Raw genomic sequence first — 16,084 nt, 5'->3', positions numbered from 1 at the left:
CAAAAATCTTGATAAAAGCAAAAATTTTTATAAAAAAAACATTTTTCGGTTTTTTTTAGGATTTGACTAAATCTTAAAAATTTGTTATTTAATTTTTTAGACCTTAATTAGGAGGTTTTGTTGTGTCTTTTTTAGATTGGAATGATACTTTTCTTACAGGGATTAAAGAAATTGACATGCAACATAAAAAGATGTTTAACATGGTTAATGCTTTATATGAAGCGGTAAGATTAAAGGTAGACAAAAATTTTTTAAAAAGTTCATTGGATACGCTTAAAAACTATTTTGAAAACCACTTTAAGTTTGAAGAAGAGATGTTAGAAAAGTATGGTTATCCTGAAGCAGAAAAGCATAAAGAAGAGCATAGTAATTTTAAAAAAGATTTTACTGAATTGGTTTCTCAGGAAGAGATTAATTTTACTGAAATTTTAAAATATCTAAAAAATTGGTGGATTAATCATCTTTTGAACCACGATAAAAAATATGGAAGTTTTTTAATTGATAAAAAATAAATAGATAAAAAGGGGGTAAAGATGTCTTCGCAAGGGTGGTTCAGTAGTTTAAGTAAAAAATTAGAGTTACATCAAAAGATTATCCCTATTATCGTTTTGTGTTTTTCTATTTTGATAATTTTAACTATAATTGTTACTTCTTATGCTAATTACTTCTTCGGTTTAAGACATGCTAAACTATATTTAAGAGAAAAACAAGAAATGGTATATAGTACCATAATCAAACATGGAGCTATTCTTGATAAGATGGTAGGGGATAAAAGGCAAAACTATAAAATCATTAGAGAAGAGTTTTTAAAACAGCAACCTAATATCAGAATTATAAGAGCTGAGAAGATAGACGAATTATATGGTAAAGAAGCCCCCCAATATTATGCCCAGGATGAGTTAGAAAAGAAAGTTTTAAAAGAGGGAAACGAAGTAATTATAAGAGAAGGCTTTGATTTAAGAGGAGTTTTTCCAATAAAACCTGACATAGAGTGTTTGAGATGTCATTATAACGTAGGAGAAAAAGAAGTAATGGGGGCTATAAGTATAGTTATTCCGATAGAATATATTTTTTCTGAGACAAAGTTAGTAACGATCGTTTATGTGTTTTTAGGTTTAGGAGGTATTTTAACCGCGGCTCTGTTGGTGTATTTTACCTACATAAAAATAGCCCATCAGCCTTTAGAGGTAATGGTAAACAGCCTTGATAAAATAGCAGAGGGAGACCTTACGGTTGAAATACCCTCTGTTTTTAAAGAAAGAGAAGACATGATAGGAAGATTAGCTAAAGGATTAGACAAAGTGCTAGAATATATGAGAAACTTTACGTCTAAAACTTTAGATTATTCGGTAAAATTGGTAGACCAGGTAGACAATGTTTTCAGGTTGGTAGATAATGTTAACGAAAAAATCAAGTTTCAAAATCTAAAGGTAGCCCAAACCTCTATCATAGCAGACGATTTTGCTTTAACCGTAGGAGCTATTTCAAGGAACACCAGTTCTATAAACAACATCGCTAAAGAAATACTGGAACAAATAGAAATTTTTAAACAAGATGAGGTTAAAGAAAAACAAGAAGTGTTGGCCAAGATTTTAGGATTGCTTGATGATTTAAACACTAAGGTTTTAGAAATAGCCGAAGATTTAGACAGAGGTTTGAAAACCTCTGAAAGCATTAACGAAGCCTTTGAAGAAATTACCCAAGTTTCAAACGAGATAAGTCAGCTTATGGATAAGATGAGTGAAAACGCCTATGAGACCTTACTTATTTCTTCTTATATGAAAACCATAGCCTCAACGGTAAAAACTAAGAAGATGGAAGATATGCTTTTTGAACTTTTTGAAAAAGATATAGATCGTTATCTATTACGTTTGCAAGCCCATATTAAAGGTATAGATAGACTTGACCCTGATAGATGGGGAGATTATCAAGCTTTTCCTATAGGAAAGTGGTATTACTCTGAAGAGGGACAAAAATTGAAACAGATGGTTAAGGATTTTGATTTTGAGGAGTTTGAAAGTATTTTGAAGAGTTTGCATACTATAGGGAGAGACCTTATTATTGCCCATGACCAAGAAGATTCTATAAAGGCAGAAAAGCTTCAAACCCAACTTAGAAGTATAGCCAGAAGGTTAAAACTTTTGTTAGAAGAATTGAGAGAACAATACCATAAAATAAAAGCTTAAAAAGAGGTAAAACAATATGCCTTCTCGTTTAAGATTTGCGGATTATAAGCTTTATAAACAACAAGTTATAGAGGCCTTTGAAGTCTATAAATCTTTAAGAGGTAATCATAACGACGGCATAGACCTTGAAAGCCTAACTACCAAGGTTGAAAATTTAAAAAACAGTCAGTTTTTGGTAGCTGTAGCCGGTGAGGTAAAGGCAGGAAAATCAAGTTTTATAAATAGTTTAATAAAAGAAGAAATACTTCCGACCGATGTGTTGCAAGCTACCAGTGCCCTTATTGAGATTTTTTATTCGAAAAAACCTTTTTTAAAGGTTACCTATGCCTCTGGTAGGGTAGAACTTTTTGAAGAAGAGTCTAAAGAGATTTTTAGAGAAAGGCTTAAAACTATTGCTTCTATTCCAGAAGAATATCGGGACATACCGGTAACCTTGATAGACCTTTATATTTTAGAGCATGATAAAGCTCCTTTTATAGATGAGGATTTCATCAAGTATTTAGAAGAAAGGTCTGGTATGGAAAAACTTAAGGAGGTAAAATATAAGCTTGAACAATATGCTTTTAACCGTAGTAAAGATAATATTCCTATAAGGATAGAGCTTGGCTATCCTTTTGATTGGGAATTTGACGAATTAAGGTTGGTTGACATGCCGGGAGTAAATGCGGTAGGAGGTGTTTATGACATCTCTTTTTCCTTTTTAGACAGGGCTAATGCAGTGCTTTTTATCCATCCTATCAAGCCTGTAGAGTCAGAATCATTTAAAAGGTTTGTCTCCTCGGTTATTACTAAAAAAAGTAAAGATGTATTGTTTTTGGTTTTAACCCATGCAGCGGTTTTTTATGAAGAAAAAGAAAGACTGGTTGAAGAGGCTAAACGTATATATGGTTCTATCATTTCTCCTGAGCGAATTTTTGCGGTAGACAGTTTGTTAAAACTTATTTATGAAGAGCTTAACAGAGGTAAAAATTTAGCTGAAATTAAAAAAGATAAAAGTAAAAGAAAATGGGTGGTTTATTTTCAGGACTTAGCAGAAGAAGAAGGGTTAGATGAAAAAGAGGCTTTTTTAGATTTTTCCGGATTTAAACAACTGCTTCCTAATCTTGAAAGATTTTTGGTTGAGGCTCCTTTCTCGGTTTTAATTGAAATTTTAGAAAACATCAAAGAAGGATATAAAGAACAAATCAACCTTCACCAAGAAATGATAGAATTACTTCAAAGTCAAAAGAAAAATAGAGAGGAGTTTTTAATAGAGATAGAAAGGAGACAAGAAGGCTTAAAAAAATTAGAGGCGTACTGTTATTTAGTTTTAGAAGAGGCTACTACCATCTTTAAAGGGGTTCATTCACCGGTTGAAACCACGTTAAACGAGTTTAAACTTAACTATTATGAACTTTTTTTAAAAAGTTCCGATTTAGAAGAACTGAGAAAACATTATCGAGATGCAGAAAATGATTTAGACCAGATAGTAAGAGAAAATCTACAAAAGATTAGTGAGTTTTTTAAAAACAAGTTAAACCAAATAGGAGAGCAATTTAAAGAGGAATATAACGTAACTCTACCTAAGATAGACTTTAAAGCCATAGAAGAAAACTGTAAAAATAGAGTAGTGAAAAGGGAAGAGATCGTAGAAGAAAAAGTAGAAGACCTTTTGGAGAATTGGAATTTTCTTAAACCTTGGAAATGGTTTAAAGCTGGTCGTACCAAAAAGACGGTAATAGGAACCAAAGAAGTATTGGACCAAGAAATGTTTTTTAAAACGTTAAAAAACAACCTTATAGAAAGTTTTATAGATATCATAGAAAGGTTAAGGGAAGAGTTTTATAAGGCTTTTGATTTTTATAAAAAAAGGATTACTTTAATCTTAGAGGAAAAAAGACAAGGGTTAGAAAAATTGAGGCAAGAGTTAAAATCAAATGAATTAATAGACTATGAGATCCTTATGCACCAAAAGGATATTAATCGTATAGAAGTAGAGCTTAAGAAGATTGATAATCTGAAGAGTGACCTTTATGCTTGATAAAGATACTATAAAAAGCATAGAAAATTTACTGGAGAAAGATTTAGATAAAGAAATGGATTTGATTAAAAACGAACTTTTTTATTTTTTAGATAAAGATTTAGACATGTTTTTTTTAAAAGAGTTTATCAAACATTATCCGGTAAAGCTTTTGAGGGAAAGGTCTGAGGTTTTGCTTGATACTGTGCTTAATTATCTTATGAAAGAGGTTTTAGAATCCATTAGGAAGCAAACTTCAGACATACAGTATGCTTTTGCAAGGGAAAATTTAAGAGAAAAGGTAAAAAATTGGGCTTTAACTAAAGAAAATAGATATAATCCTGATATACTAAGGTTAAAAGAGGAAGAGACCTTTGTTGAAAAAACGATTACTGTTGCCCCTGGGGTAGCGGTCAGTGCAGGAGGGTTAATTGCTGTGGCTTCTGTGCCTGAGACTTTAATTTTAAAAGCCATACCTGCAGTTTCTACCTTAGCTGGTCCGATTTATATTTTTAAAAAGATTAAAGAAAAAAACAGAAGATTAAAAAACATTTGGAAAAAAGAAATCAATAACTACTTAGAAAAATCAAAAAAAGAAATAAAGGTTTGGTTGAAAAAAGTAATAGAAAAATTTGAAAAAGAACTAGGGGAGTTTTACCAAAAAAATAAAATTGAAGCTTGACTTTGATTTTTAAAAAAGTATTATAAAAATATGAAGCAAATGTTTAATCTTCAGCAATTTAAAGAATTTTTTAATTTTAAAAAGTCTCAAAAAAACTCTTATATAGGGATAGATATAGGGACTTATTCTATTAAGTTAGCAGAGGTGGTATTAAACAAAGGAAAAATAATTCTTACTAATTTTATCCAGGGTAAAACCTATCCTAACGTTATTGTAAACGGGATTATCAATGATTTTCAGTATCTTAGCACCAACCTAAAAAATATTTTTGAGGTTTTTCATCCTAATTCTCATCAAGTCAACCTTTCTATTTCTTATGATGTAGTTATATATGATTCCTTTCAATCTCAGTATATACCCTCGGAGGAAGAGATAAAAAAAAGACTTAATGATGATATTCCTTATAACTTAGACGATGTTTATTACAGTTATTTTATTTTCCCCATGCAAAATGTTTATAAAATTTTGTATTTAGTTATAAAGAAAGATATAGCACATCAATATGAGAACCTTTTAAAGGGTCTCAATTTTAATGTGAATAACATGGACACTGATTTTATAAACCTTCATAATCTTGTTGAGTTTTTAGAAATGGGAGAAAAAGCTAAGCTAATCATCGACTGGGGAGAAAGCAAGGTTAGGCTTCTTTTTTCTAATAAGGATATTCCAGTTTACAACCGAGAGCTTTTTAATCTTGGTTTAAAAAATTTAAAAAAAGAAATAAAAAAATTGGTACCTGATAAAGATTTGGTTGAGATGACTATGGTTAATCCGTTGAAGTTTGAAAAGTTTCAAGAAGTTAAAAAGGTTTATATAAATTACATCGACGAAATCTTAAAAGAAGTTGAGTATACTATAGATTTTGTGCAAAGCAAGTTTAATCTGAGTTTAGAAACGATTTATCTTGTAGGTGGTGGGGCAAGAATTTTAGACATAGAAAAAATTTTTACCACAAAACTTAACCTTGAAACCAAAAAATTGGAACTTCAAGAAAGGATAGATATAGACCCTAATATAGATCCTTCTTATCTTAAAATTATAAATACTCAAGGAGCTAACGCCGTAGCTGCAGCCTTGAGGGAATTTATATGATTATTAAGTTTAACCTTTTACCTAAACCTAAAGAGGTTGTAAAAGAAGAGGTTCATAAAGAACCTTTTAAGTTTTATAAACTTCTTATAGCTTCTGTGTTTTTTGTTCTATCTTTACTGATAAGCGGTTTTATTTCTATAGAAAAACAAAAAAAAGAGCTTGTTAAAGAAAAGACGACCAAAGAAGCTAAACTTCAAGAATACAAAAGCATATCTCAAAAAGTAGTCCAACTTGAAAAGGAAAACGAAGAGGCTAAAAAAAGGATAGAAACTATTTTATCTCTTAAAAAAGAACAGGAAAAAGTATTAAAAAAGGTAAATGTAGTTTTTAGCAATTTTGGTAAAAACCAAGTTTATTTTAGTTTATTAAAAGTAAATTCTAATCAAACAAAAATAGAAGGTGTAAGCATTGATATGAAAGAAGTAGGAGAGTATTTTAAAACATTAGAAGAAAAAAAGGATATAGTAAAGCAGGTAAACATTACTCAGGTTAAAAAACAGGATAAATTGGTAGAATTTCAGGCAGAGGTTTTATTTTGATGAAAATAATAAAGGTTTTAACCGAAAGGATTAAAACCTGGGATGAAGTTACCCCGCTCAGGACAAAAATATTGGTTTTAATCGTTTTGGTGTTAGGTCCTCTTGCCTTGTTTTATCAATTTTATTACCAACCAAACAAAGAAAAAATCAACATTTTAAAAGAAGATATTAACAAATTAGACCTTGAGATTGCTAAGTACTCACAAGTAGTAACTAAGCTTGAATTTCTTAACAAACAGATGGCAGCAAGGAAGGAGTTTTTAGAGGTAGTTAAAAACCTTTTTCCAGATGAAAAAGAAATACCCATTATTTTAAAAAAAGTGGCAGAGCTTGCTAAAAAGAACAACTTAGAAATAATTTTATTTAAACCAGAGAAAGAAGTGGTTAAAGATTATTACCAAGCTATACCTATAACCGTAGAACTTACAGGAGACTTTAACAACATGATAGCGTTTTTAAACGAAATTCAAAAGCTTCCACGTTTAGTGGTAATAAACGAACTTGAGTTTAAGATTAAAGATAAAAGACTTACCCTTGGGTTAAATTTAAGTACTTTTCAGTACACAGGCAAACCGGTAGAAAATAAAGAAGGTAAGGAAAAGAAATGAAGTTTAAATTTTGTTTAATCAGTTTGTTTTTTTTGGTTGTTTTTTTGATGGGATGTAATAATAAAAAAGAGGACACATCTCCAAAGGCAGTAAGTTTTAATGCAACTTTAATAGATAAAGAGCTTGAAACTTGGAAAACTGAACTTGCTAAAGAAGCTTATGTAATAAACCCTAAGGAAATTAAAAATCCCTTTGTTTTACCGGTAGTAGGTAAGACTATAAGTTATGAAGACGTGATTTCTATCCGGTTAGTAGGAATAGTTGATAAACAAGGACAAAGGATGGCCCTTATTCAAGATGAAGGAAGGATAGGTTATTTGGTAAAAACCGGCAGCAAAGTAGGAAACTATAAGGTTTTAAAGGTAGAAAAAAATCAAGTTTTAGTAGAAGAAGAGATCGTAGACCTCTATGGAAACCGTAAAAAAGTGCAAAGGGTTTTAAGTTTAATCAAGGAGTGAGGTATGGATATAAGGAAAATTATGTTTGGTATACTCATATTTATTTTAACTTTTTGGGTGGTTGAAGCTCAAGCTAAGGTTAATCTAAGAGAGGTTTTATATTTAAAACAACCTGTGGATATGTTGATTTTCGAGTTTGACGGAAAACCACAATATACTTTAAAGGTTGATCAGACAAGGCTGACCTTGTTTTTACAAAATGTAGTTCCTTTAAAATCAAATTGGGTAAGGCATTTACCCAAAGATTTAATCAAAGAGGTAGACGTTAGTTTAGAAAAAAGCGGGATAGTTTTAACCTTAACCTTAACCCAAAAGTTTAATGTTCAAGCCAAAGACTTAGAAAATAAAATATTGTTAGAATTTTTATGGGAAAAACCTTCAACCCCTATAAACGTAGTTATCAAAGATAAAAAGGTGGAAACTTTAGAGGAAAAAACTTTAAGAGAAGTTAAGGCTATTTTAGAAAATAGGATTTCTAACCAACCGTATGAAATTTTTTTAAATGAAAGAAGGTTTACTTCACCTCTTTCAGGGGATAAATACACAGGTATTCCTATAACGGTTGATTTTCAAGGGGCTGATTTGCATGCTGTTTTAAGACTCTTAGCAGAGGTGGGTAAGATTAACCTCTTGGTTAGTGATAAGGTTAACGGGATGGTTACCCTAAGGGCTAAGAATGTTCCTTGGGATTTGATTTTGGATGCTATAGTTTCTAATTTTGGTTTGGCAAAATTAAAAACAGAAAACTTGATGATTATCGCAACCTTAGATGAGGCCAAAAAGTATGCTGAAATCTATAAAGATTATTTAAAAGCCATAGCTCAAGGTAAAGAAGGCGTCAAGACAGAGATAGAAGCTCAAAGAGACATCTTTGATGCTTTGCAAAAATTACAAGAAGAAAAAAACGTGCTGATTACGAAAACTTTTACCCTTAAATATCTAAGGGCAAATAAGGTAATAGATCTTTTAAAAACCCATCGTTTTTCTGAAAAACTTCAGGAATTACTTAAAGATCCAAACAAGGTTACCTTTGAGCCTATGACTAATACCATCATAGTTAAGGCTACTCCTAAGATCTTAGATGAGGTTGAGGCTATCATCAAGGCAGTAGATAGACCAAGACCTCAGGTAGTAATAGAAGCAAGGATTGTTGAGATAAGAGATGAGTACACCCATAAATTAGGGATTAAATGGGGTGGTGCTGCTTGGAAGGCAACAGACCACAGCATGTGGGGGGTTTCTCCTAATCCTTCGGCTAACACCGGACAAACTAATTATCCTTATCCCAATCCATATGGACCAGATGCTAAACAACCCTCTACAGGCAACAGTACTATTAATGTTCCTGGTTCAGCCATCTTTGATTTAGGGGTAGCCGGGGCTACGAGTAATTTGGGAGTAATACTTGGATATTTTGGTAAGACAGGAGCTGTGCTTGATGTAACCCTTTCTGCCCTTGAAGAAACAGGGGTTGCAAGGGTGCTTTCAAGACCACAAATCTTAACCTTAGATAAAGAACAGGCTGTAATCCAGCAAGGATACAGAATCCCTTATTTAAGTTATGCCGCTAACATCAACCAAGCAACCGTTAATTTTATAGATGCAGGTTTAAGACTTTTAGTCACACCTTCAGTAACCCCAGAAGGTAAAATCTTTGTTGATATTTCTATAGAAAAGTCAGAACCTGATTGGAGCCGTACTGTTTCTGGAGAACCAACCATTAATACTAGCAACATCGCTACCTCGGTTTTACTTGATAATGGAGAAACTTTAGTAATCGGTGGGGTAAAGATTAAAAACATCTCTGACAATATAGACAACGTTCCTGGGCTTGCAAGCATTCCTGGGGCTGGAGAGTTTTTTAAGAGAAAAGAGAAAATGTTGTCTAACTCTGAACTACTTGTTTTTATCACTCCTAAAATAGCCTACATCCCCATTGAAGGGATCGATTATCAACCATAGAAAATGTCTGAGGTTTGGGTAGTAGGTGGAGGTCTTGCCGGGTCTGAAGCTGCATGGCAGCTTGCGATTAGAGGGGTTAAGGTCTCTCTTTTTGAGATGAGACCTTTTAAAAACACCCCAGCCCATAAAACAGAGTTTTTGGCTGAACTTGTCTGTTCTAACTCACTTCGTTCTAAAGAACTTACCAAGGCAGTAGGACTTCTAAAAGAAGAGCTTAAGCTTTTAAAATCTTTGATAATAGAAGCTGCTTTAAAATTTGAGGTTCCTTCAGGTAAGTCTTTAGCGGTTGATAGGAAACTTTTTTCTGAATATATCACCCAAAAGATCCTATTTCATCCTAATATAAAGGTTATCAGGGAAGAAGTAAAAGAAATTCCAGAAGACAAGATAGTTATTATCGCTACCGGTCCTCTTACCAGCGAAGCCATGGACCAGGCTTTAGCTAAGTTGATAGAAGTGCCTTATTTACATTTTTATGATGCCATTTCTCCGGTAGTTTATGCAGAGACCATAGACTGGGAAAAGGTGTTTGTGGCAGACCGTTATGGTAAAGACGAAGAAGGGGCATATGTAAACTGTCCTCTTACGAAAGAGGAATACGAACGGTTTTGGGAGGCTTTAATTACAGCCGAAAAGGTTCCTCTGCATCCTTTTGAGGACCCAAAGTATTTTGAGGGATGTCTTCCGATAGAGGTGATGGCTGAAAGAGGAAAAGAGACTCTACTTTATGGTCCGATGAAGCCGGTAGGGTTGATAGACCCTAAGACAGGGAAAGAACCTTATGCTGTGGTCCAGCTAAGGCCTGAAAACCAAGAAAAAACTTTGTATAACCTGGTAGGTTTTCAGACCAAGCTTAAGTATGAAGAACAAAAAAGGGTATTTAGAATTATACCAGGCCTTGAGAAGGCTGAGTTTGCAAGGTTAGGGTCCATCCATAGAAACACCTTTGTCAACGCACCCTTAGTCTTAACCCCTACTTTACAACTTAAAAAGAAACCAAACGTATTTTTAGCAGGACAGCTTACAGGGGTTGAAGGTTATGTAGAGTCTACGGCTATGGGGCTTTTAGCAGGGCTTAACGTAGAAAGATTGGTCAGAAATAAGCCTTTGTTAATACCGCCTAAGGAAACAGCCATCGGTGCGCTGGTTCACTATTTGGTTGAGGCAAACCCAAAGCACTTTCAACCTATGAACATAAACTGGGGACTTTTCCCTCAGCTTGAAAGAAAAGTCCCTAAAAATCAAAAATACTTTCTTATGGCACAAAGGGCTTTAAAGACCCTTTCTGATTGGATAAATAACCATCAAGTGCTATAAAAAAGACTAAAAATTAATAGGTCCTGCGATATAACCCTTTACTACAGGTATGTTGGTATCCTTGTCCACCTCTAACCACACGATGTCGCCTTCTATCTTTACTACTTTCCCTACGATACCACCGGTGGTGAAAACCTTTTGTCCTGGTCTTAGTTCAGAAAGAAACTTTTGGTGTTCTTTCATCCTTTTTTGCTGAGGTCTGATAAGAAGAAAGTAAAAGATGACAAAGATGATGATAAGAGGTAAAAGAGAGATGATAAACCCTACCAATCCTCCTTGAGGGGCTTGTCCTTGAGGTGCACCCATAGCCCAAAGATTAGAAACCAAAAGGGAATTCAAATTCATAAAACTGCCTCCTTTTTAATTTGATTTTTCGTATAAAGTTTTTAGCTTTTGGATCAAGCTTGGCAACTTTTCCTGCTGGATGCTTTGTTTTATTTCCTCTATAAGTTTAGCATAATAAAATAAGTTGTGAAGGGTTAATAATTGATAGACTAAAAGTTCTTTAGCATGGAAAAGATGTCTTAAATAACCTCTGGAGAAATTTCGGCAGGTGTAGCAGTCACACATAGGGTCTATAGGCTCTGAATCAGTTTTAAACTTAGAGGATTTTATCGATAAAGGACCTTGGGAGGTAAACAGACTTCCTCTCCTTGCGTTTCTGGTTGGCAGTACACAATCAAACATGTCTACTCCTCTGGCTACTGCCTCAGCAATATCCAGAGGAGTTCCAACTCCCATTAGATATCTGGGCTTATTCTTAGGCATAAGACTGGTTGAAATCTCTATCATTTCGTTCCTTAGCTCTAAAGGTTCTCCTACCGAAAGTCCACCTATGGCATATCCTTCAAACTCTAAAGAAGTAATAAAAGCTGTGCTTTTTTGTCTAAGGTCTGGAAACATACCCCCCTGAATGATACCAAAAACCGCCTGTTTATGGTTTTCATGTCTTTGTTTATACTTAAAGGATTCTAACGCCCATCGGTGTGTAAGGTCGGTAAGAGCCTTGGTTTCTTCGTAAGAAAGGGGATAGGGAATACAGGTATCAAGCACCATAGCTATGTCAGACCCAAGTTTTTTCTGGATTTCTAAAGCCTCAATCGGGGTGATAAAGTGTTCTGAGCCATCCAGATGGGACTTAAAAACTATACCGTCTTCTTTAATTTTTCTAAACTGAGATAAGCTGTAGACCTGAAAGCCTCCGCTATCAGTTAGGATAAGCCTTGACCAGTTCATAAACCGATGAAGCCCCCCTAAATCTTTTACAACTTCAGCGCCAGGTCTTAGGTAAAGATGGTAGGTATTGGCTAAGATAATCCTATAACCTAAGGAGGCTATTTTTTCAGGGGGGACGGCTTTGATGGTAGCCTGGGTGCCTACAGGCATAAACACCGGGGTTTCAACCACCCCTCTATGGGTAATTAATCTTCCTATCCTTGCTTTAGTAGTTTGACTTTCGTATAGAAGTTTAAACTTAAACATCAAGAGTATTTAGGCTTGACTAAGGATGGTTTTTACCGCTTCTACAAAAAAAGTTTTCATTTTTTTAAGGGTTTCTTCGTCTACGCAAAAAGAGAGTCGGATATGGTTTGAGACCCCAAACCCTCTTCCGGGCACAGCCAATATTAAACGTTCTTTAAGCCTTTGACAAAACTCTACATCATCCATCGGTACCTTAGGAAAGATAAAAAAACCTCCTTTAGGTTTAACAAACTCAAGGCCTGCTTCCTGCAACATCTCGCAAATAAGGTCTCTTCTCCTTTGATATATACTTACTTCTACCTTAGCAAAGGCACATTCTGTCGCAAGTCTCTGGGCTAAAGCCGGTGCGTTTACAAACCCTAAAATCCTGTTGCAAAGAACTAAACCGTCTAAAATCAGCTGTTTAGGGGTTATTTCAGGATGGACTGCCACAAACCCTATCCTTTCTCCTGCAAGAGAAAGCTCTTTAGAAAAGGAATAGGCTATAAAGCTGTTAGGATAATACTTAAAAATAGAAGGTACTTTTTCTCCGTCAAAGGCTAAGTTCCTGTAAGGTTCATCAGAAACCAGATAGATAGGACGCCCTAAATTTTTACTTTTTTGGGTTAAAAGGTCAGCAAGACCTTTTACCTCCTCTTCAGTATAGATTTGACCTGTAGGGTTGTTAGGGGAGTTTATCAAAACTACCTTGGTTTTTGGGGTAATGTGTCGTTCTAAAGCCTCAAGGTTAAGGGAAAAATCAGGGTTGGTAGGCACAGGTTTAGGTATCCCCTGATGGTTTTCAGCATAAAAAAAGTATTCTACGAAAAAGGGAGAAGGAAAAATTACCTCTTCTCCTGGATTAAGAAGGGTTTTAAACACGATGTTTAAGGCACCGGCTGCACCACAGGTCATAACTACGTCTTCAGGATTGACCGCAACTTCTTGTTCGGCAGTTACCTTTTTAGCCATCATTTCCCGGGCAAAAGGAAAACCGGCATTAGGCATATAACGATGAAAACAAGGGTCGTAATTTTCTACCAATTTTTGTAAAGTTTCTCTTACTTGAGGAGGCGGTGGAAGGTCTGGATTTCCTAAGGTTAAGTCTAAAACCCGGTCTTCTCCATACGTTTTTTTAAGTTTAATACCTTCTTCAAACATTTTTCTTATCCAGGAACTTCTTTCTAAGTAGCTTGCAATCTGAGAAGAGACCATAGGCGTCTCCTAAGGTAATTTTATAGGTTTTTAAAAATATCTGGGGTAAACCCGGTTGTTTGGGACATCTCCCAGAGGGTTTCAAAGGCCTTTAGGATAAGAGGGTCTTCTATGTAAAACCTGTAGCCAAAACAGGCTGAGTTAACCGAAGGGATAAGGACTTGTCCTTCCATCCAGTCAAACTGAAGCACCAAATGCTGGTGGACAAAACCTTCTTGAAAGGTAAGAATAAGCATACCCTTGTCAAGCCACTCAACCGTCCAAAGATGAGTATACGTATAAACGTTTGGTTGGTTAGGGGGAACAAAGGTTGGGTCTGAAAAAGGAAGGTCTTTTAGTTTAGTAAGGGCTTGATAAGGTAGAGGTTGGGTTGAGCGGTTGTCGATTAAGTAGGTTTCTTCTTCTAACCGTAGAAGGTATTCTTTGGTAGCCCCTCCTTCAGTAGAAAGGACCTCTACCCAAGCAGGTTTGGTAAGATAAAGCTTTGTTGGGGGAGGTTGATGTTTAGCCTTATCGTATAGCGAAAGAAAATGAGAAATTTTAAGAGGAAGGTCTGGGGGAGGTTCGTCGTGTTCGTCTTTGGCTTTAAAAACTAAATACTCAAAATCTGGAGAAAGAAAAATAGACTGGTCTTTGGTTTTTTGACGGGATTTTAGGTAAGATAAGGCTTCTAATTTTTCTTGGGTTGAAAAATTTTTAAAAGTCATGTCCAATCCTTTGGTTAAGACTTGGGTTTAGGTTTTATCTTTGATTTTATTTTAGCATTTTCTTAGAAAAAGTAAAAGGGTTAAAGTTTTTAATTTTTAAAGGATAGGGCTAAAGTTTTTTCAAAGCTTTCCGATAAAAATATCCAAAAGCAGAAAGAAAAAAACAAAAGGAGGTGGCTGATATGGCAGTCAGAATTAACTTTAATGAAGGTGCCGCTCAGACCCATACATCATTGTTGAGAAATGAGCGTGCACTAAACAAGAGTTTGTTGAGGTTGTCTACAGGAAATAGGATTTTGAATGCTGCAGACGACTCAGCAGGTTTGTTTATCGCAGACATGCTTGGAACGGTGGCTAAGGGTTACGAACAGGGTAATAGAAACATCCAGACAGGTATTTCAGCCTTACAGATTGCAGAGGCTTCAGCCGGACAGATTTTTGACAAACTTCAGGAAATCTATATAAGGGCTCAGAATGCAGCCAACGACATCAACGACCCGACAGCAAGAAGCGCATTGCAACAGGAAATTAGGAATTTTGTTGATGCTATTCAGAAAATAGGTGCTGATACAGAGTATAACGGGATTAAGCTTTTGGATGGTACGTTTAAGGACAAGTATATCCATTATGGGGCTCGTCTTGAGCAGACGGTTTATCTATCGGTAGATGATGTGAGGGCTCAGAGTTTAGGTGCTCACATGGTTAAAACCAGCGGATATAAAGGACAAGCTGCTTCTTTCACAGGTCTAACTGATGTTGTTTCTGCTAGTAACCAGACTATAACCATTGGCGGAAGGGTAATAGATGCTACCATAAAAAATGGAAATGATTATATCCTTGATGCAGGGTATATAGCAAAGCAGGTTAACGAAAAGTTAAACGATGTTGGTTTTAAGGCAAAAGCTATTAATGTTAGCGTGGGTGAAAAATATACAGGAATAGCCGATGTTTCTGGAACGGCGACTATAGCTTTTAAAGTAGGAGATGTTTCTTTTAATTTTGATGCAGAAACTACAGTATCTCTTGATGAATTGGTTGAAAAAATCAACCGTGCTGCTGCTACAGCTGGAGCTGACTTGACAGCTTCTACTGACGCAGGAAGGCTTGTGCTTACCTCTTCCAAAGGTTATACCATAGGTGTAGAGATTTCTTTAGCAAGTGGAAGCGGTACGATTAATATAAATCAGATAATAAATGACCTTGAGGGTGCCTCTTCGGGTAGTGTAACCGCTATTACTAATTCTTCTACTGCTGCTGCAGTTAAGGTGGGAGACCTTTATATTGCCAACGATAAAGAGTTTGAGATGAATATAGATACTAATATAGCAGGTAAATTAGGAGACTTCGAGATTGGTAGTGCAGGAGGTTCTCAGTTTAAGAACCTTTATTCTATAGACGTTACCTCAAATGAAGGTGCAGAGGCATCGATGCTTATCGCAGAGATAGCCTTAAGAAAGGTTGACACCATAAGAGCCCAGATCGGTGCCACTATGAACAACCTTCAGTCTATTTTTGACTCTCAGAAGGTTGCCTACGACAACACCAAAGAGGCCGAATCCGTTATCAGGAACACCGACTACGCCAAAGAAATGGCTGAGTTTACCACCTACCAGATCCGTATGCAGGCAACTATTGCCATGCTTGCCCAGGCTAACACACAGCCTCAATTAGTGCTTCAGCTGTTGAGGTAATAAGCTCTAAAGATTGAAAAAAAAGGGCGGGTTTGAAAACCCGCCCTTTTTTTCTTTTTAAAAGACTTTTTGATGAGTCTTATGCTATTAAACGAGGTTAGGATATTCCTTTGTATTGTGACGTAAACAGAGAAATATACTATCTGAGTCTTCATCCTAAAGATTAA

Annotated in this window: 15 protein-coding genes; 11 read left to right on the top strand and 4 right to left on the bottom strand. The window is 35.2% G+C overall.

Annotated features, from left to right (window positions below):
• Positions 1-122: 122 nt before the first annotated feature.
• From F1847_RS05775 to trmFO, 10 genes are read left to right on the top strand one after another with little or no spacing between them, the layout of a single operon-like run.
• Complete coding sequence (locus tag F1847_RS05775; protein WP_150072130.1) at positions 123-512, top strand: bacteriohemerythrin; 390 nt, start codon at positions 123-125, stop codon at positions 510-512.
• A gap of 21 nt (positions 513-533) precedes the next feature.
• The gene (locus F1847_RS05770) at positions 534-2,186 is read left to right on the top strand and encodes a hypothetical protein (RefSeq protein ID WP_150072129.1); all 1,653 of its coding nucleotides are present in this window, start codon (positions 534-536) and stop codon (positions 2,184-2,186) included.
• A 16-nt stretch (positions 2,187-2,202) separates the two neighbouring features.
• Positions 2,203-4,206: a dynamin family protein gene (locus F1847_RS05765; RefSeq protein ID WP_150072128.1), complete on the top strand. Its 2,004-nt coding sequence runs from the start codon at positions 2,203-2,205 to the stop codon at positions 4,204-4,206.
• Positions 4,199-4,867, top strand: a complete 669-nt coding sequence (locus tag F1847_RS05760) for a hypothetical protein (protein ID WP_150072127.1) — start codon at positions 4,199-4,201, stop codon at positions 4,865-4,867. The genes F1847_RS05765 and F1847_RS05760 overlap by 8 nt, the downstream gene beginning before the upstream one ends.
• Before the next feature lie 39 nt (positions 4,868-4,906).
• Positions 4,907-5,959 carry a pilus assembly protein PilM gene (gene pilM, locus F1847_RS05755; protein ID WP_168194278.1) on the top strand — a complete coding sequence of 351 codons (1,053 nt, stop codon included), beginning with the start codon at positions 4,907-4,909 and terminating at the stop codon, positions 5,957-5,959.
• Positions 5,956-6,498: a PilN domain-containing protein gene (locus F1847_RS05750; RefSeq protein ID WP_150072125.1), complete on the top strand. Its 543-nt coding sequence runs from the start codon at positions 5,956-5,958 to the stop codon at positions 6,496-6,498. Before pilM ends, F1847_RS05750 begins: the two co-directional genes overlap by 4 nt.
• The gene (locus F1847_RS05745) at positions 6,498-7,106 is read left to right on the top strand and encodes a type 4a pilus biogenesis protein PilO (protein WP_150072124.1); all 609 of its coding nucleotides are present in this window, start codon (positions 6,498-6,500) and stop codon (positions 7,104-7,106) included. Before F1847_RS05750 ends, F1847_RS05745 begins: the two co-directional genes overlap by 1 nt.
• Positions 7,103-7,564 (top strand): pilus assembly protein PilP, encoded by a 462-nt coding sequence (locus F1847_RS05740; RefSeq protein WP_150072123.1) that lies wholly within the window; start codon positions 7,103-7,105, stop codon positions 7,562-7,564. Before F1847_RS05745 ends, F1847_RS05740 begins: the two co-directional genes overlap by 4 nt.
• A gap of 3 nt (positions 7,565-7,567) precedes the next feature.
• Entirely contained in the window at positions 7,568-9,526 is a 1,959-nt protein-coding gene (locus tag F1847_RS05735) for a secretin N-terminal domain-containing protein (protein ID WP_150072122.1), read from the top strand.
• Between the two features lie 3 nt (positions 9,527-9,529).
• The gene (trmFO, locus tag F1847_RS05730; protein ID WP_150072121.1) at positions 9,530-10,843 is read left to right on the top strand and encodes a methylenetetrahydrofolate--tRNA-(uracil(54)-C(5))-methyltransferase (FADH(2)-oxidizing) TrmFO; all 1,314 of its coding nucleotides are present in this window, start codon (positions 9,530-9,532) and stop codon (positions 10,841-10,843) included.
• Between the two features lie 6 nt (positions 10,844-10,849).
• Here the strand turns inward: trmFO and yajC are convergent, their stop codons facing one another.
• Genes yajC through F1847_RS05710 form a run of 4 tightly spaced genes read right to left on the bottom strand, consistent with a single transcriptional unit; the run spans position 10,850 to position 14,226 of the window.
• Positions 10,850-11,188: a preprotein translocase subunit YajC gene (gene yajC / locus F1847_RS05725; RefSeq protein ID WP_168194277.1), complete on the bottom strand. Its 339-nt coding sequence runs from the start codon at positions 11,186-11,188 to the stop codon at positions 10,850-10,852.
• Between the two features lie 15 nt (positions 11,189-11,203).
• Positions 11,204-12,325, bottom strand: coding sequence for a tRNA guanosine(34) transglycosylase Tgt (tgt, locus tag F1847_RS05720; RefSeq protein WP_150072120.1), 1,122 nt, complete (start codon positions 12,323-12,325; stop codon positions 11,204-11,206).
• Between the two features lie 9 nt (positions 12,326-12,334).
• Positions 12,335-13,519, bottom strand: a complete 1,185-nt coding sequence (locus F1847_RS05715; RefSeq protein WP_150072119.1) for a pyridoxal phosphate-dependent aminotransferase — start codon at positions 13,517-13,519, stop codon at positions 12,335-12,337.
• Between the two features lie 20 nt (positions 13,520-13,539).
• Positions 13,540-14,226: a hypothetical protein gene (locus F1847_RS05710; protein ID WP_150072118.1), complete on the bottom strand. Its 687-nt coding sequence runs from the start codon at positions 14,224-14,226 to the stop codon at positions 13,540-13,542.
• Positions 14,227-14,408: 182 nt separating this feature from the next.
• Between F1847_RS05710 and F1847_RS05705 the strand changes: the two genes are divergently transcribed.
• On the top strand, positions 14,409-15,917 hold the full coding sequence (locus F1847_RS05705) for a flagellin (RefSeq protein ID WP_150072117.1): 1,509 nt from the start codon (positions 14,409-14,411) through the stop codon (positions 15,915-15,917).
• The last annotated feature ends 167 nt before the right edge of the window (positions 15,918-16,084 follow it).

The organism is Thermodesulfobacterium sp. TA1 (genome assembly GCF_008630935.1).
Classification (GTDB): Bacteria; Desulfobacterota; Thermodesulfobacteria; order Thermodesulfobacteriales; family Thermodesulfobacteriaceae; genus Thermodesulfobacterium.
Note: the sequence above shows the minus strand (reverse complement) of the source record. Positions and strands in the feature narration are given on the sequence as shown.

What these genes read in the sequence shown, in the direction of transcription:
- F1847_RS05770 (WP_150072129.1), top strand. Translation starts at nt 534, where the DNA reads ATGTCTTCGCAAGGGTGGTTCAGTAGTTTAAGTAAAAAATTAGAGTTA.
- F1847_RS05765 (WP_150072128.1), top strand. Translation starts at nt 2,203, where the DNA reads ATGCCTTCTCGTTTAAGATTTGCGGATTATAAGCTTTATAAACAACAA.
- F1847_RS05760 (WP_150072127.1), top strand. Translation starts at nt 4,199, where the DNA reads ATGCTTGATAAAGATACTATAAAAAGCATAGAAAATTTACTGGAGAAA.
- pilM (WP_168194278.1), top strand. Translation starts at nt 4,907, where the DNA reads ATGTTTAATCTTCAGCAATTTAAAGAATTTTTTAATTTTAAAAAGTCT.
- F1847_RS05750 (WP_150072125.1), top strand. Translation starts at nt 5,956, where the DNA reads ATGATTATTAAGTTTAACCTTTTACCTAAACCTAAAGAGGTTGTAAAA.
- F1847_RS05745 (WP_150072124.1), top strand. Translation starts at nt 6,498, where the DNA reads ATGAAAATAATAAAGGTTTTAACCGAAAGGATTAAAACCTGGGATGAA.
- F1847_RS05740 (WP_150072123.1), top strand. Translation starts at nt 7,103, where the DNA reads ATGAAGTTTAAATTTTGTTTAATCAGTTTGTTTTTTTTGGTTGTTTTT.
- F1847_RS05735 (WP_150072122.1), top strand. Translation starts at nt 7,568, where the DNA reads ATGGATATAAGGAAAATTATGTTTGGTATACTCATATTTATTTTAACT.
- trmFO (WP_150072121.1), top strand. Translation starts at nt 9,530, where the DNA reads ATGTCTGAGGTTTGGGTAGTAGGTGGAGGTCTTGCCGGGTCTGAAGCT.
- yajC (WP_168194277.1), bottom strand. Translation starts at nt 11,188, where the DNA reads ATGAATTTGAATTCCCTTTTGGTTTCTAATCTTTGGGCTATGGGTGCA.
- tgt (WP_150072120.1), bottom strand. Translation starts at nt 12,325, where the DNA reads ATGTTTAAGTTTAAACTTCTATACGAAAGTCAAACTACTAAAGCAAGG.
- F1847_RS05715 (WP_150072119.1), bottom strand. Translation starts at nt 13,519, where the DNA reads ATGGTCTCTTCTCAGATTGCAAGCTACTTAGAAAGAAGTTCCTGGATA.
- F1847_RS05710 (WP_150072118.1), bottom strand. Translation starts at nt 14,226, where the DNA reads ATGACTTTTAAAAATTTTTCAACCCAAGAAAAATTAGAAGCCTTATCT.
- F1847_RS05705 (WP_150072117.1), top strand. Translation starts at nt 14,409, where the DNA reads ATGGCAGTCAGAATTAACTTTAATGAAGGTGCCGCTCAGACCCATACA.